A 19,710-nucleotide genomic window follows, 5' to 3' on the forward strand; every position below is an offset into this window, starting at 1 on the left:
TTAAGCGTTGAAGTACTTTGCTTCCGGATGCAAGAGTACGAACGCATCCGTGGACTGCTCCGGATGCAGCTGCAGCTCCTCCGACAGAACGACTCCGATCCGACCCGCCTCGAGCAGGTCAACAAGTTTCGCGCGATCCTCGAGGTCCGGGCAGGCGCCGTAACCGAAGGAGTACCGTGCGCCACGGTATCCGAGTTTGAAGTAATCCAGTACATCGGCCGGATCGTCGTCGGCGACGGAATGGCCTTCCAGCACAAGCTCTTCGCGGATCCGGCGATGCCAGAACTCGGCCAGCGCCTCGGTGAGCTGGACGCCGATGCCGTGCACCTCGAGGTAGTCGCGGTAATTGTTCTCCGCGAACAGCACATTGGCGAAATCGGCAATGGGCTGGCCCATGGTGACCAGCTGGAACGGCAGCACATCCACCTGACCGGTTTCGACTGCGCGTTCGCGGGAGCGGATGAAATCGGCGATGCACAGGAACCGGTCCCGCTGCTGGCGCGGGAAAGTGAACCGATAGCGCTCTGGCGCATCGGGTTTCGGCTCGGTGAGAACAATCACATCGTCGCCCTCGGAGACCGCCGGGAAGTAGCCGTACACCACCGCGGCATGCTGGAGCACACCCTCGGCGATGAGCCGGTCCAACCAGTATCGCAGGCGCGGGCGGCCTTCGGTCTCGACAAGTTCCTCATAGCTGGGCCCGTCGCCCCCGCGCTGGCCGCGCAGGCCCCACTGGCCCAGGAACAGGGCGCGCTCGTCGAGCAGCCCGGAGTACTCGCCGACCGAGAGGCCCTTCACGATGCGGGTCCCCCAGAACGGCGGCACCGGCACCGGCAGGTCCGCGGCCACGTCCGAGCGCGCGGGCACCTCGACCGGTACCTCCTTGGCGCGCCGCTCCTCGGCAATGCGCTTGGAGCGCTCATGCCTGGCCTTACGTTCGGCGGCCTTCTCGCGTTCGGCGATGGCCTCGGGCGAGTCGGGATCGATGCCGCCGCCGCGCTTGACGGTCATGAGCTCGTCCATGAGCCGCAGGCCCTCGAACGCGTCGCGGGCGTACCGGACATCGCCTTCGTAGACCTCGGTGAGGTCCTGCTCCACATACGCGCGGGTCAGGGCCGCGCCGCCGAGCAGAACGGGGAATTGCTCCGCGACGCCGCGGGAGTTCATCTCCTCGAGGTTCTCCTTCATGACCACGGTGGACTTCACCAGCAGCCCGGACATGCCGATGACATCGGCCTTCTTGTCCACCGCCGCATCCAGAATGGCCGAAATCGGTTGTTTGATACCGAGATTCACGACCTCGTAGCCATTGTTGGACAGAATGATGTCGACCAGGTTCTTGCCGATGTCGTGCACGTCGCCCTTGACGGTGGCGAGCACGATGCGGCCCTTGCCGGAGTCGTCGACCGATTCCATGTGCGGTTCCAGATGCGCCACAGCGGTCTTCATGACCTCCGCGGACTGCAGCACGAAGGGCAGCTGCATCTGACCCGAGCCGAACAGCTCACCGACGGTCTTCATACCGGACAGCAGAGTTTCATTGATGATCCGAAGGGGCGGAACCTCTTTCATGGCCTCGTCGAGGTCCTCGCCCAGCCCGTTGCGGTCACCGTCGACAATGCGGCGCTCCAGGCGCTCGAACAGCGGCAGCGCGGCCAGCTCTTCGGCGCGCGAGGCCTTGGACGAGGCCGCCGAGACGCCCTCGAACAGCGACATGAGCTTCTGCAGCGGGTCGTAGTCCTCGGTGCGCCGGTCATAGACCAGATCCAGGGCGGTATCGCGCTGCTCCTCCGGAATCCGGCTCATGGGCAGGATCTTGGAGGCGTGCACGATGGCCGAATCCAGGCCCGCTTCCACGCACTCGTGCATGAACACCGAGTTCAGCACCTGCCGCGCGGCGGCGTTCAGACCGAAGGAGATATTCGAAAGACCCAGCGTGGTCTGCACATTCGGATGCCGGCGCTTGAGTTCCCGGATGGCCTCGATGGTTTCGATGCCGTCGCGGCGGGACTCCTCCTGGCCGGTGCCCAGGGTGAAGGTCAGCGTGTCGATAATGATGTCGGACTCGTCGAGCCCGTAATTGCCGGTGATATCGGCAATCAGGCGCTCGGCGATCTCGACCTTCTTCTCCGCGGTGCGCGCCTGGCCCTCTTCGTCGATGGTCAGAGCCACCACGGCCGCACCGTGTTCGGCGACCAGGCGCATGGTCTGCTGGTACCGCGAATCCGGCCCGTCGCCGTCCTCGAAGTTCACCGAGTTGATGGCGCAGCGCCCGCCGAGGTGCTCCAGACCGGCCTGCAGGACCGGGGTTTCGGTGGAGTCCAGCATGATCGGCAGCGTGGACGCCGTGGCCAGCCGCGAGGCCAGCTCCCGCATATCGCGCACGCCGTCCCGGCCGACGTAGTCGACGCACAGGTCGAGCATGTGCGCGCCATCGCGGATCTGGTCCTTGGCGATGTCCAGGCATTTCTGCCAGTCCTCGGCCAGCATGGCCTCGCGGAAAGCCTTGGAGCCATTGGCGTTCGTGCGCTCGCCGATCATCAGGATGGAGGCGTCCTGCTCGAACGGGACCGCGGAGTAGATCGAGGACACACTCGGCTCGTGCACCGGATTGCGTTGCGCGGGAGTGACTTCGCGCACCGCCTCGGCGACCTGGCGGATGTGCTCGGGCGTGGTGCCGCAGCAGCCGCCGACCAGGGCCAGCCCGAACTCGGAGACGAACTGCCGCATGGCGACCGCCAGCTCCTCGGGCGTCAGCGGGTACTCCGCACCCTTCGCCCCCAGGATCGGCAGACCGGCGTTCGGCATCACCGATACCGGCAGCTGCGCATGCTTGGACAGATGCCGCAGATGCTCGCTCATCTCGTCCGGGCCGGTCGCGCAGTTCAGGCCGATCATGTCGATGCCGAGCTTCTCCAGCGCGGTGAGCGCCGCGCCGATCTCGGAGCCCACCAGCATGGTGCCGGTGGTCTCCATGGTCACGTGGGTGATGATCGGAATCCGGCGCCCGGCGATCTCCATGGCCCGGTGGCTGCCGGTGACCGCGGCCTTCACCTGCAGCAGGTCCTGGCAGGTCTCGATCAGGATGGCGTCCGCGCCGCCGTCGAGCATGCCCAGCGCCGCCTCGGAGTAGGCGTCGCGCAGCGAGGCATAGGGCGCGTGGCCGAGGGTCGGCAGCTTGGTGCCCGGCCCCATGGACCCCAGCACATACCGGGGAGTCCCGTCCGTGGACGGTCCCATCTCATCGGCGACCTCGCGCGCGAGCCGGGTGCCGCGCTCGGACAGATCCCGGATCCGGTCCGCGATGTCGTAATCGGCGAGGTTGGGCAGATTGCACCCGAAGGTATTGGTCTCGACCGCGTCCGCCCCCGCCTCGAAGTACGCGCGGTGAATGCTGCGCAGCACGTCGGGACGGGTTTCATTGAGGATCTCATTACAGCCCTCGAGCCCGCGGAAATCGTCGAGCGTCAGATCCGCGGCCTGCAGCATGGTGCCCATCGCACCGTCGCCGATGACGACACGCCGACTGAGCGTGTCGAGAAGGGTGGTGTCGAACTCGGCGCGGGGGGACACAGACATGTACTCAAGAGTAAAGGGAAGCGCGGACAATCCCGGCCTCGGTACTGGCAGAGTCACGCGCACTCGCCCCGGGGCAAGACAATCTGCACAGAATCCGCGGAGGGTGACCCGGGGCCCGACAAAGACAGTGCGTCGATGGCACATAGGTGAACACCACACCGTAGGCTGACCGGGTGAACGCCAGTGAACCCCCGGTGCCACCCGAATCGGACCTTCCCACATTGCGGGATCCGATACTCGTTGCCGCCTTCGAAGGCTGGAACGACGCCGCCGATGCCGCCAGTGGAGCGGTCGAGCATCTGGAACTGATCTGGGACGCGCAGCCGCTGGCGGAACTCGATTCCGAGGACTACTACGACTATCAGGTGAACCGGCCCACCGTCCGTCAGGTGGACGGGGTGACGCGGGAAATCCACTGGCCGTCGACCATGCTCTCGGTGTGCTCGCCGCCCGGCAGCGACCGGGATGTGGTGCTGCTGCGCGGCGTGGAGCCGAATATGCGGTGGCGCAGCTTCTGCAATGACCTGCTGGAATTCGTGGAGCAGCTGGATGTGACGACGGTGGTCATCCTCGGCGCTCTACTGGCCGACACCCCGCATACCCGCCCGGTTCCCGTCACCGGCACCGCGTACAGCAAGGAAGCCGCCGAGCGCTTCAATCTGGAGCAGACCCGCTACGAGGGACCGACCGGTATTACCGGCGTGCTGCAGGATGCCTGCGTGCGCGCGGGTGTGCCGGCCATCTCCTTCTGGGCCGCGGTTCCGCACTATGTGTCGCAGCCGCCGAACCCGAAGGCGGTCATCGCGCTGCTGCACCGCGTCGAGGACGTCCTCGATGTCGAGGTGCCGCTCGGCGGCCTGCCCGAGCAGGCCGAGGAGTGGGAGTCGGCGGTCAATGAGATGACCACCGGCGATGAGGAGATCGCCGAGTACGTGCGCTCACTCGAGGAGCGCGGCGATGCCGAGGTGGACCTCAACGAGGCCATGTCCAAGATCGACGGTGATGCCATTGCCGCGGAATTCGAGAAGTATCTGCGCCGGCGCGGCCGGGGTGGTTTCGGGCTGTAGCCGATGCCGGGGCGCGAGCCGGGATGTGCGCGGCTCGCGGCCCCCATGGCAGTGTTGGTGAAACAGCTTCTCCCCGAACGATTTCGGCGGCAGCGCCCGGCTCAGCGCGGCACGGCCCAGAACGTCAGTGCTCCACCGCCCAAACCTGCGCCTCCGCTTCCTGGGCCAGCTTCGCGATCAGAATATCGCGCGGAATCGTCTGGCCGGCAAGATGATCGAGCGACGGAACCACCACATGGTGGGCATCGGCACGCTTGAGCTCGGCGGTCAGCTCGGCAAACGCCGTGCCATCGCCGGGGGTCGATTCATGGAACGTGGCGGCGAAGCAGAATCCGGCCGATTGGGCCAGGCTGGTCATCGCGTCCTCCAGCTCATCGCTGCGGCCGTCGGCCAGATCGTCACGCACGTACCCATAGATCAACGCTTCCACCCGAACCTCCGTTGGATTGGGGATCGCTGTTCTTGTTCTGTGCCCACATCGAGCATGGCGTTCTCGAAGATGCAATTGCAGATGTCAACCCACTGACATTCGCGTGCCCTATCCGGGTCCATCCGGCGTTAACTGGTGAGATACTACAGAGCGTGTCCGCTGGTGACGATCGACCTGTCTGGGCTGTCCGAATGCGCGCCGAACGCGATGCTCGGGGGTGGTCACAAGCCGACGCCGTGCGTGCCATGCGGGGCAAGTCCACCCACAATCTCCCCACCGACTCGACATTGCTACGCAATTGGCGGCGTTGGGAATCGGGCGAATCACGCCCCGACGACTTCTACGCGCCCATTATCGCGGCCGCCTTCGACACGGTGACGGCGGCGTTCTTCCCCAAGGCCCGGCCCAATCGCGACGACGAGCTGCTGTCGGCGACCGGAATGGACACCCTGGAGTTCATCGGGCGGCTCCGGATGTCCGATGTGTCCTCCGCGACGCTGGACGCCATCCGGATCACCGCGGACCGGCTGTGCTCCGAATATCCCTGTGCGGACCCGCATGAGCTGCATGCCGAGGGTACGGCCTGGCTGCGCCGCATCACCTCCCTGCTGGACGGCCGACTGACTCTGGCGCAGCACCGTGAAGTGCTGGTTCTCGCCGGATGGGTTGCCCTACTGGTCGGTTGCGTTGATTACGACCTGGGCTGGCGGACCGCCGCCGAGGCCACCCGCCGGGCCGCGCTGTCACTGGGCCAGGAAGCCGAGCACGCCGAAATCATTGGCTGGGGAGCCGAAATGGCCGCTTGGTTTGCCCTTACCCAGGCGAACTATCGCGGGGCCATCGAGACCGCCGAGGCGGCGCACGACGCCACGGTGAATCTGGGCGTCGGCGTCCAGCTGGCGGCGCAGCGCGCCAAGGCATGGGCGCGGCTGGGCGATCGGCGCGAGGTGGAAACCGCTCTCGCACAGGGCCGTTCGATCTTGGACAAAATGGACCATCCGGCCAATCTGGACAATCATTTCGTGGTGGATCCGCAGAAGTTCGACTTCTATGCCATGGACTGCTGCCGGGTAGCCGGAGACGACCGGCTCGCCGAAGCCTATGCCCGGCAAGTCATTCTGAACTCAACCCGACCGGACGGTAGCATCCGCAAACCCATGCGGGTTTCCGAGGCGCGGCTGACCCTCGCGGTGGTCGCGGTACGCGATCGCAATCTGGAGCTCGCACTCGACGAGGGCATGCGCGCCTTCACCGGCAAGCGCCGCTCCCTGCCCTCGCTCATGTGGATCGCGGGCGAAACGGCGCGGGAAATGATCGAGCGCTTTCCGGGCGATCCACGCACGCGGACCTATCTCGATCAGCTGCGCGCCTTGGCCGCCGGGTGATTCGTCCCGGTTACTCTCCAGCACATGGACTTCAGTCTGTGGACCTGCGCCGTCCAGGGGCATATGACCTACGCGCCCGAGGAGGCCGACCTGGCCGCGCGGTTGCATGTCCCGACTCCGGCCGGGACGGCGTGGCGCTGTCTGCGCTGCGGTGACTTCACCGTCGGCGAGCCCCGCCACCGCGGTCCCGCCGACGATGCCCCCGAGGTCCCGCGCGGCCGGCTGCTGCGCGACCGCTACCTCATGCGGGCGCTGGCGGTGGAACGCGCGCTGCGGGCGCTGGTCTTCATCGCCCTCGCGGGCGGTGTGCTGAAACTGCGCGGCTCGCGCCGGTCCTGGAAGGCCACCTGGGACACCGAGCTCCCGCTGCTGCGCCAGCTGGAGGATCAGATCGGCTGGAATCCGGACCATTCCAAGATCATCCGCTGGATCGACAAGGCCTTCACGCTCTCCCCCACCACGCTGACCTGGATCGCGGTCGGCCTGTTCGCCTACGCCGCAGTCGAACTCGTCGAGGCGGTCGGCCTGTGGCTGGTGAAACGCTGGGGCGAGTACTTCGCGGTCATCGCCACCAGCGCGTTCCTGCCGCTCGAGATCTACGAGCTCACCGAGAAGGTCACCGTTTTCCGGGTGGCCGCGCTGCTGATCAATGCGGCCGCCGTCGTCTGGTTGCTGTGGAGCAAGCGGCTGTTCGGAATCAACGGCGGGTCCGCGGCCTATTACGCGGAGCATCACTCCGAGAGCCTGCTCACCGTCGAACGCGCGGCCGTGGCCGCGGATCCCGCGCCCGGTTCGGCCGCGCAGACGTAGACCGCGTTTCACAACCCGCAGCAACCGCGCGGCGGCGGGGATACGATGCGAAAATGGCCCACCCCGGCACCGCGGGACACGGGGCGACGGTCGCATCCGCCCCGGCGCCGGGCGCTGCCCGCGGCGGCGTGGCCGAGGTGGTGGAGCGCTTCGCCGAGGCCTGGCGCGATGCCCGCACGCCCCCGCCGCTGCCCGATTTCCTGCCCGACTCCCCCGCCATCCGCCGGGTCTCGCTCATCGAGCTGATCAAGGTGGATCTGGCCAATCGGTGGTCGCGCGGCGCCGAACCCAAACGCCTCGCCGACTATGTCGCCGACTTGCCCGAGCTGAGCACCTGGCCGCTGCCGCCGGATCTCATCTACGAGGAGTTCCATGTGCGCCGCCGGGCGGGCACCGAGGTCGATGTGGGCGAATACACCGCCGCGTATCCCGAACAGGCCGAGCAGCTTTCGGAGATGCTGGCCACCGACGACTACCACAGCACGCTTATGGGACCGGCCGATCCGGTGCGCCTGGACGATCTGGACGTCGGCCAGAAGATCGACGACTTCGATCTGATGGCCGGTCTCGGGCGCGGCGCCTTCGCCCGGGTGTTCCTGGCCCGGCAGCGCTCCATGCAGCGGCTGGTCGCGGTGAAGATCTCCCAGGACAAGGGCACCGAGCCGCAGACCCTCGCGCAGCTCGATCACGACTACATCGTGCGGGTCTTCGATCAGCGGGTGCTGCCGGACCGGCGGCTGCGGCTGTTGTATATGCAGTACGTGCCCGGCGGCACCCTGTTCACCGTGCTGCAACGGGTGCGCGAGACGCCGCCGGAGCAGCGGAACGGACGGCTGCTGCTCGAGGTGATCGACGGGGTTCTGGCCGACAAGGGCGAGATCCGGCCCGCCGAGTCGGCCATCCGGGCCGAACTGGCCGGGCTGTCCTGGCCGGAGACCCTTGCCTGGCTGGGCAGCAGGCTCGCCACCGCGCTCGACTACGCCGGGCGCAGCGGGGTGCTGCACCGGGACGTCAAACCGGCCAATGTGCTGCTGACCGCCGAGGGCGTGCCGAAGCTGGCCGACTTCAATATCAGTTTCAGCGGCAATGTCTCCGGCGACAGCCCGGTCGCCTACTTCGGCGGTTCGCTGGCGTACATGTCGCCGGAACAGCTGGCCGTGGTGCATCCGGAGAAGGCGACGACCGCCGCGGACCTCGATGTGCGCTGCGATCTGTTCGCGCTGGCCGTCGTGCTGTGGGAATTGCTCACCGGCCGTAAGCCCTTCGGCGAGGAGACCGTCGACGGCGGGGATCGCACCGCGCTGGACGGCATGCTGGAGCGCCGGTCGGGCAGCCCGGAAGCGCTGCCGTACCAGGATCTTCCGCCGGACTGCCCGGCCGCCCTGCGCCGCGCGCTGGTCCGGGCCCTGGATCCGGAACCGGCGAATCGGTGGGCCAGCGGGGCGGATATGGCGCAGCAGCTGGAAGTCTGCATGGATGAGCGGGCGCGCGATCTGGTCGATCCGCCGCCGGGCAGCGGGCGGCTGCGGGCGCGCATGCTCATGCATCCGATCATGGCGGCGGCCATCGCCATACCGAACGCGCTGGCGATCCTGTACAGCTACAACCACAATCGCACGCTCATCATCGACAAGATGGACGCCTACGTCCAGCAGCGCTTCGATCAGATCGCGATCACCACCTACGGCATCTGTTTCCTCATCGGGTTCGTGGTCACCAATGTGCTGCTGGCCAAGTTGTGGCCGATCGCGCGCGGACTGCGCAAGGGCAGGACCTACGACGCGGCGACGCTGGCCCGCGCCCGCACCGACACCCTGCTGCTCGGGAAGCGAAATGTGTTGACCTGCTTCGCGCTGTGGGTGCTGGCCGGGATCGTGGTACCGGTGTCGGTGTCGGTGACCGGCAATCACCTGCCCCCTGAATCCTATGTGCACTTTTTCATCACCCAGATCATCTGTGGCGCAATAGCCATGGCCTATCCGTATTTCCTGGTGAGCTTCTACGCGGTGCGCTCGCTGTATCCGATGTTCCTGCCGCACGGCGGTCTCGGCGCCGAGGACGGGCGGCAGCTGCGCGAATTGGACCGCAGCAGTACGTATTTCCTCGCCATCGCCGCCGCGGTGCCGTTGCTCGGCGTCGCGGGGGCGACCTTCATTCCGGCCGTGGACATTCCGTCGGTCATCGTGCCGCTGCGAGTGCTCTCCGTGGGCAGCGCACTCGCGTTCATCGGCATCTACTGGCTGTTCCGGATGCTGGAGAAGGATCTGGCCGCCTTGCAGCGCATTGTCAGCTGATCGGGATCAGGACCGAGCGCCGGTCCCGCGGGGCGGCGCGCCGAGGACGGTGGTCAGCACGGCCGCGACGGCCAGCAGTCCGCCGAGCCACATCGGAGAGGTGATGCCGACATGGTCGGCCGCCACACCGCCGGCGAGCGCGCCCATCGCGATGGCCGCATTGAATACCGCCACGAACAGTGCGGAGACGCTCTCGCGGGCGTCGGGCGCGGCGAGCAGCATCCACGTTTGCGTGCTGACCGAGACGCCGCCGTAGGCCAGACCCCAGGCGACCATGAGCGCAGCGGCCGTGGCGGCGGTGCCGCCCAGCAGGGGCAGGATCACGACGGCGAGCGCGAGGAGCGCGCCGATCGTGATCAGCGTGCTTCGGGGTGACCGGGCCGCGCGCGAACCGGCGAGGAAATTGCCGAGTACACCGGCGATCCCATAGGCCAGTAGCAGAGCGCCGATCGCACCCGAACCCACGCCGCTGACCTGTTCCAGCACCGGACGAATATAGGTGTAGGCGGCGAAATGCCCGGTGACCAGGAAGGCGACCAGGAGCAGGCCGGTGCGCACCCGGGGATCGGCGGCCCGGCGCAGCGCACCGCGCAGCGGCAGCGACTGTTCGGCGGGCAGTGCGGGCAGGACCGCGGCCACGGCGATCAGCACCAGCAGTGCCAGTCCGGCCGCCGTCGCGAACGCGGCCCGCCAGCCCGCGAGCGCGCCGAGGAAGGTGCCCGCCGGAATGCCGAGCACCGAGGCCACCGCCACGCCGCTGAACACGATCGAGGTCGCGGTACCGGCGGAACGCGCCGGAACCAGGCGCACCGCCAGCCCGGCGGCGAGCGCCCACACGCCGCCCATGCCGAGGCCGACGAGCACGCGCGCCGCGATCATGACGCCGAAATCGGGCGCGAGCGCGGCGGCGAGATTGCCGAGCAGCAGCACGGCGAGCAGCGCGCACAGCACCGCGCGGCGGTCGAACCTGCCGAACCAGGCGGTCAGCAGCGGCGCGGAGACCGCGGCGGTCAGCCCGGTGACGGTCATGGTCAGCCCGGCCGCGCCCTCGGTGATGCGCAGGTCCGCGCTCACCGGGGTGAGCAGGCCGACCGGCAGCATCTCGGAGGTGACCACCGTGAAGGTGCCCAGGCCCACGGTCGCCACGCCCAGCCAGCCGCGCCGGGTCGCGCGCTCGGCTTGTAGATCGTCCCGATTCCCCTGCGCCGGTGGCGTATTCGCGAGGTCTTCGACTCTGGTCATGTCTCCGAGTCAATTGATCATGCCGGCCGGAAACAACGGCGAAGGTCTCATCGTTCTATGAGCCGGACTCATCGATCGAGGTCCGCCCGGCTGGAGAGGAAACCGATGACCCTGGAAGCGCGTGAGCTGGAAGCCTTTCTGGCGGTCGCCGACGAACTGCACTTCGGCCGGGCCGCCGAGCGGCTGTACATCTCCCAGAGCCGCGTCAGCCAGCTGCTGCGCGCCCTGGAACAGCGCATCGGCGCCCCACTCGTCGAACGCACCAGCCGCCGCGTCCGGCTGACACCCCTCGGCGCGGATTTCCACGCCCGGTTGCGACCCGCCTACGCCACCCTGCTGTCCACCATCGATGACGCCCGCGCCGCGGCCCGCGGCGTCACCGGCTTGCTGCGCATCGGCTTTCAGGGCGCGCCCAACGACCACCTGATGCTGGCCCTCGAACTGTTCGGCGAGCGCCATCCCGACTGCGCCATCGAACTCACCGAAATCCCCCTCGCCGACCCCTTCGGCCCGATCCACCGCAAGGAGGTCGACGCGGGCGTGGTGCTGCTGCCCATGGAGGAGCCCGATCTCGTCCTCGGCCAGGTCTTCTCCCGCCATCCCCTGACCCTGGCCGTACCCGGCGGACACCCGTTCGCGCACCGCCCCGCGGTCTCGGCCGAAGATCTGGCCGACCTCGCACTGATCGGAGTCCGCGAGCCCGCCCCGCAGTACTGGCGCCGCGCCCACGCCCTGGACGTAACCCCCGGCGGCCTACCGGTGCCCTCCGGCCCGGCGGTCGCCACCCTGGAGGAGGGACTGGCCCTGGTGGCAGCCGGTCGCGGCGCCATGCTGCTGTGCCACCCCACCGGCGAATCCCACAACAGACGCTCCGTCCGCTTCGTCCCGATCCTGGGCCTGCCCGACTCCCGCCTCGGCGTGGTCTGGCACCGCAGCGCGGAAACCGCTCGCGTGCGCGCGTTCTCGCAGGCCGTGGCCGCCGCCGGCCGCGGTTGAGCGGACGCGGCGGCCAAGTTCGATCCGCCCTTCCGCGTCCGCGGCCGGCCCAGCGCGCGAGCCGGGGCATGCGCGAGAGCGGTCTTGCCGGAACCGGGCGCGCCGCTGACGACTACGAGCGTGGGCGAACGGATTACCCGGCAGTGATATCCGGTCATGCGGTCGCAGAGCCGGACTCGCGCACCACGGCGCGCTCCACGGGCATCCCGGCTCGACCCGCGCGCCCGCCCTGCGGAGGAGCGCATGTCCGGCCGCCGTCCCGGCGTCGACTGATACGCCAGGGGCGGCCGGTGTGATCGTGCTCTATTCCTCGCCGGATCGGTGCTGCCGGATTCGCCGGAATGGGCGCGCCGACAGTCGCGGCGATGCCCGGGCGGTCGGCGGGGCGTACTACCCTTCTCCCGGTGAACGAGTCCGCTGACGGATTGCTGCCCGACCCGACGGGGGTCGGCGCCGAGGGGTTTCCGCATGCCGGGCGGCTGCGGCTGTTCTCGTTCGCGACCGCTGAGAAGCGGGGGGATTACCTGTGGGTTCTGCGGGCGTTCGATACCGCGCGGGCGGCGTATGTGGTGTTGTTGCACGCCTCGGATGTCGTGGAGACGCTCAATCGTTGCCCGGGGGCGCCGACATTGACCGCGACCGAGGTGGGGCCGCTGCTGGAGCAGTTGCACCAGTGGGGGGTGCTGGAGCGCAGCTATGACGGGACGCGGGCGGCGACGCTGGCCGAGTACCGGAACCGGCATTACGTGTACCAGTTCTCACAGGCCGGGTATCAGGCATTTCGGGCGGTGTCGGATGTGCTGGCGGCGCGGCTGGACGAGGCGGCGCTGTCGCGGATGGTGTTGCCGGAGCTGCTGGCGGATCTGAATACCCTTGCCGAGGCGAACAAGAGCGGGGATGCGCCGCGGGTGTACCGGGTGCTCAATCGCCTGGACCGGGCGCTGTCGGATCTGGCCGAGCGGGCCGCGCACTTCTATCTGACCCTCGGGGATCTGGTGCGGACCACCGAGGCGACGCCGGAGGCGTTCCTCGCCCACAAGGATGCGCTGCTGGCGCATATGCGCGAGTTCTCGATGGACCTGGCGCGGTTCGCGCCGCGCCTGGCGACCGCGATTCGCGAGGTCGAGGAGACCGGCGTCGAGGAACTCATCGAGCGGGCTGCCCGCTGCGACGAGCGCGTGCTGCTGAATACCGCCGAGCGGCAAGCGGATTGGCGCGCGCGCTGGCAGGGCCTGCGGGCCTGGTTCCTCGCCGACGGGGAAGCCGCCCTCACCGAATGCGAGCGCCTGCGCGAAGCGACCATGAGCGCGATCGCGGCGGTGCTGTCGCTGCTGCGGCGCGTCACCGAGACCCGCAAGGGCGGCGTCAGCCGCGAGTCCGCGCTGCGGCACCTGGCGGGCTGGTTCACCGCCGCACCCACCGCCGATGCCGCGCACGCCCTCTACGACGCCGTCTTCGGACTGGGCCGGCCGCGCCATCTCGCCATGCACCACCCCGATGCCGACGTCATCCCGGCCATCCGATCCTGGTGGGACGCACCGCCTTTGGAGATCGCCCGGACCCTCGCCGAAACCGGCCGCCCGCCCACCCCCGGCGCACCCGCCCGGCTGCAACGCAATGACGCCGGCATCCGCCGCCTGCGCGAAGCCCAGCTCGACGCCCAGCGCGCCCGCGCCGAGGCCGCCCGCTCCCTGGCCTCCGCCGACGTCCACGAACGCGAACTCGACGAGAGCGAAACCGAGGTACTCCTCCGCCTCATCGACGCCGCCTCCACCGCCTGGGTGCCGGTCTCCGGACGCGTCTCCGGCACAACGGGATCCGACAGCGGCGTGACTCTCACCGTCTCCGAATGCGAGGGCTCCACGGTGGTCCGCACCGCCCGCGGCCTGCTCCACCTCAACGGCCGCCGCCTCGACGTCCGCGAAACCGCCACCTCCCGCAAGAACTCCGCCGCCCTCAACCGCGCCGCCGCGCGCGGCGGCAAGCCACGCGGCGAGGCGCGCACCACCCCGACGCCATCCGCGCCGGCCGATGCCGCGACCAGCACTGCCACGGACAGCGCTGCGCCACACGGCATCTCCGGCAGCACCAGCACGGACGACACCGGCGCACCGGCGCCGAGCGGAGCCATACCGACGCCCGTAGTGGACGATATTGCGCCACAAGGTATTTCGGATAGCACCGAGGCGGATCGCGGTGCGGACGACACCGGTGTGGCGGCGCCGAGCGGTTCCGGTGCCAGTGATCGGAAGGAGCGGGGCTGATGCACGCACGATCCATCGATTCGCTGGCGCTGGACAGTTATCAGCGGGCGGCGCGCGTGATTCTGGCGAATCATCTTGTGACGCGGACCTATCCGGATCGGATCGCGTTGCCGCTGTTGCGGCGGTGGGCGACCGAGTTGCGGGAGGATCTGGCGGAGCTGTTCGGGTATCGGCTCGAGGTCACCGAGACGACGGCGCGGCTGTTTCCCGTGCTCGATGCGCTGGATTCGGGGCGGCCCGCGCGGACCACCGGCGACCGGGTGTTCGATCGGCGACGGTACGCGTACCTGGCGCTGGCATTGGCGGCGCTGGGGCGGGCCGGGGATCAGATCACCTTGTCGGAGTTGGCGGATCAGGTGGCGGCGTATACCGAGCGGGTGGAGGGGCTGGAGCTCGCACCGGATCGTGCGGCGGATCGCGACGCGTTCGTCGATGCCATCGGATGGCTGGCGGCGCGTGGGGCCGTCACTCTCGCCGACGGTGACGCGGGCGGGTGGGCGTCGGATCCCGAAGCCGGGGAGGCGCTCTACGATATCGACCGCGCCATCGTGTTCGCGCTGTTCCGGCCGCCGCGGGCGCTGCAGCATCTGCACAGCGTGGCCGGGCTGCTGGGCGAGGAGGCCGGAGGCGCGGATACGCGTTCGCCCGCACAGGCTCTCGCCGCGCGCAGGATTCGCCGGGCGCTGGTGGAGCAGCCGGTGGTCTACGCCGATGAGTGGGAGGAACCGCATCGGTCGCTGCTGGCGCAGGAGAAACTGGTGGGCGAGGTCGAGCTCGTCACCGGCTTGAAGGCGGAGCGGCGGGCCGAGGGGGTCGCGCTCATCGACAGTTCGGGGCGATTGTCGGATGTGCGGTTCCCGGGTACGGGCACGCTCGCCCAGGTGGCATTGCTGCTCGCCGGTGAGATCGCGGATCTGGTACTGGATATCGACAATCCCGTCGAGCGGCGAGTGCGGCCGGAACGGCCGCTCACCGATCTGGTCGAGCAGCTCGACAGCGCGATTCCGGCGACCACCGTGTTCACGCCGCTGGCCGATCCCGTGGACATCTTCGCGCCGGAAGAGGATTCGGAGGACGAGGAGCAGGAGCCGGAGATTCCGGAGTACCCGTTCGTCGAATCGTCCTGGATCCGCGACACCGTGCAGATGCTCACCGACCGCTACGGCGCGACCTTCGCCGCCCAATGGCAGGCCGACGTGCCCGGTCTCACCGCCGAGGTGGTGGGGCTGCTGGAGCGGCTGCGGCTGGTCGAACCGGTGGACGGCGGCCTGCTCATCCTGCCCGCGCTGGCCCGCTACCGCGGCGCCATCGTCACCATCCGCACCCGCGCGGAGACCGAATTGTTCATCTCGCCAACCGAAGTCGGCGGGGATATCGCAGAGAAGGGGAATTGATGACCGACCTCATTCACGGCGGAGTCCGGTTCGTTCCCACCCGCGCGGGCATCGTCAACCTGTGGGACTACCGGGATCAGGAGTTCTGCTTCGCCGACGGTCGCCTGGTGCTGCGCGGGCCCAATGGGTCGGGCAAGACCAAGGCCCTCGAGGTGCTGTTCCCCTTCGTGCTGGACGGGCGCATCGAACCGCGGCGGCTCAATCCGTTCGCGGGTGAAGAGCGCACCATGAAGTCGAACCTGTTGTACCGCAAGCAGGAATCGGCCTACTCCTATGTGTGGATGGAATTCGCGCGCGGCAACTGGGCCGACCCGGAGACGGTGACCATCGGCATCGGCATGCGCGCCACCCGCTCCACCGACAAGGTGACCCGCTGGTATTTCGTCGCGGACGGCCGCGTGGGCGTGGACTTCTCGCTGCTCGGCCCGGACGACCGCCCGCTCACCCGCAAGCAGCTGGCCGAGCAGATCGGCGGCGACGCCATCGTGGACCGGCCCGTGGAATACCGCGCCGCCATCGACGCCCGCATGTTCGGCCTCGGCCAGCAGCGCTACGACCAGCTCATCAACCTCATTCTGACGCTGCGCCGCCCGCAGCTGGCCAAGAACCTCGACCCGCGCGGCCTGTCGCAGGCGCTCACCGACGGCCTGCGTCCCCTCGACGAACAGCTCATCCTCGACGCCGCCCGCTCCTTCAGCGATATGGAAGAGGTCGGCCGCACCCTCGAGGGCCTCGTCCAAGCCGACACCGCCACCCGCGCCTTCGTCGGCGTCTACCGCAAATACCTTGCCGTGCAGGCGAAAACGGATGTCGACCAGGTCCGCACCCGCCTGGACGCGGTGACCCACGCCGGCACCGCCCTGCACGCCGCCGCGGCCCTGCGCCAGCGCCGCGATACCGAACGCGCCGCCGCCGAAACCCGCGCCGAGGACGCCGACCGCGCCTACGAACAGGCCCTCTCCGACCGCGAAACCCTGCAGCGCTCCAGCGCGTACGAGGGCAAACAGCAACTCGACGACCTCGCCGACGCCGTCAAGCGTCTCGAGACCTCCGCCGCCGTCCACCACGACAAATCCCTCAAGGCCCGCCAAACCGTCGACCAGCGCGCCGAGGAATCCGAACGCGCCCAGGCCGCCGTCCAGAACGCCGCCTCCGCGCTGGCCCGCGGCGAAGACGAACTCCGTTCCGCCGCAGAGGAAGCCGGCATCCCCTGGACCTCCCTGCCCGAACAGGCCCGTGCCGACCACCTCACCACCACCGTCCGCTCGCACGCCGAGGAACGCGACGCCGACGTCCGCGCCGTCCGCCGCGCCCTCACCCTCGTCGACGCCGCCGTCACCGAACGCACCCGCGCCGAACGAGCCACCCAGCGCGCCACCGAACTCCGCGAATCCGCCGCCGCCGACCTCGCCCGAGCCGAAGCCGCCGTCACCCTCGCCCGCGCCAACACCGCAGCCTCGCTCCGCGATTGGTGGGAAGCCCACCGCGAGGTCTACACCCCCATCCGCGAGGGTCTCTTCGAAGCCCTCGATGACGCCCTCGCCCGAGCGGGAACCGAGGACGGTGAAACCCCGGCCACCCCGGCCGAGGTGCTCGCCGAGCGCAGCGAACCTTTGACCGACGAGATCCGCGGTCGCCGTCAGGAGGCGCGGGCGCGCGCCGCACAGGCCACGGCGCGCGCCGCCGAGTTGCGCGCCGAGCGGGAGCAGGTGGCCGCCGAACGTGACGACGCCCCACCGGCTTTCGCCGCCCGCACCGATGTCCGCGGGGAGCGAGCCGGTGCACCGCTGTGGCGGCTGGTGCGCTTCGCCGATCACGTCACGCCCGAGGCAGCAGCGGGAATCGAGGCAGCGCTACAGGCTTCGAACCTGCTCGATGGCTGGGTATGCGCGGATTCGGCACTGCCCGACCACAAGTCGGATCAGTTCCTGCTGGCATTGCCCGCGAAGGAGCGGCCGGCCGGCCGCACACTCGCGGATGTGCTCGAGGTCGAGGACGACACCGACAGTCTCACCGTGCCACGCCAGGCTGTCGCCGATGTGCTCGCTTCGATCGCACTGCACGAGATCGGCGCAACCAAGGCCAAGGGAGCGTCGGCCGCTATCGATGGCACCCTCGCCATCGCGACCGACGGGCGCTTCCGGCAAGGTGTACAGATCGGTCGGCACCACAAGGCCGACGCGGAATTCATCGGCACGACCGCCCGGGCACGCCGCCGGGAAATCCGGCTCGCCGAACTCGCCGCGGCGATCGAAGCGGCCGAGGGTGAGGCGCGGGACGCCCAGACCACGGAGCAGGCGGCGACCGATGAGCTGGCGCGGATTTCGGCGGCGGCCAAGGCGCTGCCGCGCACGACGGCGGTGACGGCGGCGCTGCGGGCGGTGTCGGAGGCGGCGGGCGTGCTGCGGTCGCGGTCGGAGGCCGCGGGGCAGGCCGAGCGAGACCTGGATCAGGCGGTGGCCGAGTACACGGCGGCGGACAAGAAGGTGCGGGCGATTGCGGCCGAACACAAGGCGCCGCGGGATCCGGCCGAGCTGGATGCGCTGGCGGCCGCCGTGCGGCATTTCGAGAATGCGGGGACGGCGCTGCTGCGACTGCGCGGGGATCATCAGCGCGAGCACGAACGCGCGCGTGAGACCAGCGACCGGCTGGACGAATCCAAGGATCTCGCCGAGGCTTTCGCGGAAGAAGCGGAGGCCGCGCGCAGCGGGTACGAGGAGCAGTTGCGGAAGCTCGAGACCCTGCGGGAAGCGCTCGGCGCCGGGGCTGCCGATATCGATCGTGAGCTGGAGCTGGCGCGGGAGAAGATCGATGCCGCCCGCGCCGAGCAGAAGGCTGCTCGTAGAGCCGCGCACGATGCCATCGAGGCGGTCGGTACCGCCGAGGGTGCGCATCGGGCCGCGCGGGAGACGCTGGGCACCGCGCTCACCGAATTGCTCGCCGATGTGCGGCATCTGGCGCCGTACGCACGGCCGGATCTGCTGAGCTTGCTCGGGGCTCCGGCCGAATCGCGGTGGCCCAGCAGCGATGCCGCGTGGTCGACGGCCGAGCAGCTGCTGTACCGGATCGAGAACGGGGATCCGGAGTCCGAACCGCGGGTGCTGCCCGAGGAGGTGGCGGAGCTGTTCGAGAACCTGTCCGCCGCAACGGCTTCGGTGCGTGCGGGTGAAGCCGCCCGGAAGAACACCCGTAGCGCGGTGACCACCGCCCTGCAGGAGTTCGACGCCGCCCTGGCCGCCGCGCGCCAGGATTACCGCCTGCACTGGGATGCCGCCGATGGGCTGACCGTGGTGCAGGTCCACGATGATCACGGCTTGTCCGCGCTCGCCGATTTCGCCGAGCGCATCGGCGCGGCGCGGCGCGATCAGGAGCTGCTGCTCACCGATTCCGAGCGCCGCATTCTCGAGGATGCCCTGCTCACCGGACTGGCCCAGCAGATTCACGAGCGCACCTCCGACGCTCGCGATCTCATCTCCCGCATGGGCATGGAGATGAAGCAGCGCCGCATGTCCTCGGGCAACACCATCGGCGTGCACTGGGTGCTGGCCGACAATCTGTCCGAGCCCGCGCGCGCGGTGTGCAAACTCCTCGATCGCGACTCCTCCGAACTCACCCCGGACGATCTGAGCACCATCCGCGCGCACTTCGCCGCCGAGATCCGCGCCGCCCGCGCCTCGCACCCGGAGCGCTCCTTCCCCGAAATCCTCGCGGCCACACTGGATTACCGCACCTGGCGGGTGTTCTCCTTCACCATCGTCACCGCCGACGGCACCGAGGACCGCCTGACCGTCGCCCGCCACAGCGCCCTGTCCGGCGGCGAGCAGTCGGTCTCCCTGCACCTGCCCCTCTTCGCCGCGGCCCACGTCATGCTGGACTCCGCCGACCCGCAGGCCCCCCGCCTGCTGGCCCTCGACGAGGCCTTCGCCGGCGTCGACGACAACGGCCGCAGCGAACTCTTGGGCCTGTCCGTCCAATTCGACCTCGACCTGTTCATGACCGGCTACGACCTGTGGATCACCTACCCCCACGTCCCCGCCTGCGCCCACTACGACCTCGCCCACAGCGCCGCCGAGAACACCGTCAGCGCCACCCTGCTGGTCTGGGACAGCGACGACCTGCTCGCCGAACACGACGGCTCCGACCTCACCGCCGCCCTCGGCTCCCCCAACCGCCGCCGCACCCCCCACACCATCCAAGGCGGCATCACCTTCGACGAAGCCGCCCTAGCCGACGCCTGACCCACCTGGAT

The 19,710-nt window shown here is 69.1% G+C and carries 11 protein-coding genes; 8 read left to right on the top strand and 3 right to left on the bottom strand.

What is annotated here, in order from left to right; all coding sequences use genetic code 11:
- Positions 1-3,579, bottom strand: coding sequence for a methionine synthase (gene metH, locus ACYQ5L_RS22350; RefSeq protein ID WP_459959869.1), 3,579 nt, complete (start codon positions 3,577-3,579; stop codon positions 1-3).
- A gap of 173 nt (positions 3,580-3,752) precedes the next feature.
- Between metH and ACYQ5L_RS22355 the strand changes: the two genes are divergently transcribed.
- Positions 3,753-4,646: a PAC2 family protein gene (locus tag ACYQ5L_RS22355; protein ID WP_379194241.1), complete on the top strand. Its 894-nt coding sequence runs from the start codon at positions 3,753-3,755 to the stop codon at positions 4,644-4,646.
- Positions 4,647-4,770: 124 nt separating this feature from the next.
- Here the strand turns inward: ACYQ5L_RS22355 and ACYQ5L_RS22360 are convergent, their stop codons facing one another.
- A complete protein-coding gene (locus ACYQ5L_RS22360; RefSeq protein ID WP_459959871.1) occupies positions 4,771-5,076 on the bottom strand; it encodes a hypothetical protein in 306 nt (101 codons plus the stop codon).
- Positions 5,077-5,321: 245 nt separating this feature from the next.
- Here ACYQ5L_RS22360 and ACYQ5L_RS22365 point away from each other — a divergent pair, with 245 nt between their 5' ends.
- Genes ACYQ5L_RS22365 through ACYQ5L_RS22375 form a run of 3 tightly spaced genes read left to right on the top strand, consistent with a single transcriptional unit; the run spans position 5,322 to position 9,565 of the window.
- The gene (locus ACYQ5L_RS22365) at positions 5,322-6,461 is read left to right on the top strand and encodes an XRE family transcriptional regulator (RefSeq protein WP_459963503.1); all 1,140 of its coding nucleotides are present in this window, start codon (positions 5,322-5,324) and stop codon (positions 6,459-6,461) included.
- A 24-nt stretch (positions 6,462-6,485) separates the two neighbouring features.
- Positions 6,486-7,271, top strand: a complete 786-nt coding sequence (locus ACYQ5L_RS22370; protein WP_459959872.1) for a DUF2127 domain-containing protein — start codon at positions 6,486-6,488, stop codon at positions 7,269-7,271.
- 53 nt (positions 7,272-7,324) lie between these two features.
- The gene (locus ACYQ5L_RS22375) at positions 7,325-9,565 is read left to right on the top strand and encodes a serine/threonine-protein kinase (protein ID WP_459959874.1); all 2,241 of its coding nucleotides are present in this window, start codon (positions 7,325-7,327) and stop codon (positions 9,563-9,565) included.
- Between the two features lie 6 nt (positions 9,566-9,571).
- Here the strand turns inward: ACYQ5L_RS22375 and ACYQ5L_RS22380 are convergent, their stop codons facing one another.
- Complete coding sequence (locus tag ACYQ5L_RS22380; RefSeq protein WP_459959876.1) at positions 9,572-10,807, bottom strand: MFS transporter; 1,236 nt, start codon at positions 10,805-10,807, stop codon at positions 9,572-9,574.
- 105 nt (positions 10,808-10,912) lie between these two features.
- Here ACYQ5L_RS22380 and ACYQ5L_RS22385 point away from each other — a divergent pair, with 105 nt between their 5' ends.
- The 4 genes from ACYQ5L_RS22385 (at position 10,913) to ACYQ5L_RS22400 (ending at position 19,699) form a co-directional block, all read left to right on the top strand.
- A complete protein-coding gene (locus ACYQ5L_RS22385; protein ID WP_459959878.1) occupies positions 10,913-11,803 on the top strand; it encodes a LysR family transcriptional regulator in 891 nt (296 codons plus the stop codon).
- 365 nt (positions 11,804-12,168) lie between these two features.
- Complete coding sequence (locus ACYQ5L_RS22390) at positions 12,169-14,067, top strand: TIGR02677 family protein (RefSeq protein ID WP_459959879.1); 1,899 nt, start codon at positions 12,169-12,171, stop codon at positions 14,065-14,067.
- Entirely contained in the window at positions 14,067-15,461 is a 1,395-nt protein-coding gene (locus ACYQ5L_RS22395; protein ID WP_459959880.1) for a TIGR02678 family protein, read from the top strand. The genes ACYQ5L_RS22390 and ACYQ5L_RS22395 overlap by 1 nt, the downstream gene beginning before the upstream one ends.
- On the top strand, positions 15,461-19,699 hold the full coding sequence (locus ACYQ5L_RS22400) for a TIGR02680 family protein (RefSeq protein ID WP_459959881.1): 4,239 nt from the start codon (positions 15,461-15,463) through the stop codon (positions 19,697-19,699). Before ACYQ5L_RS22395 ends, ACYQ5L_RS22400 begins: the two co-directional genes overlap by 1 nt.
- Positions 19,700-19,710: the final 11 nt, after the last annotated feature.

The organism is Nocardia sp. IFM 10818 (assembly GCF_054655275.1).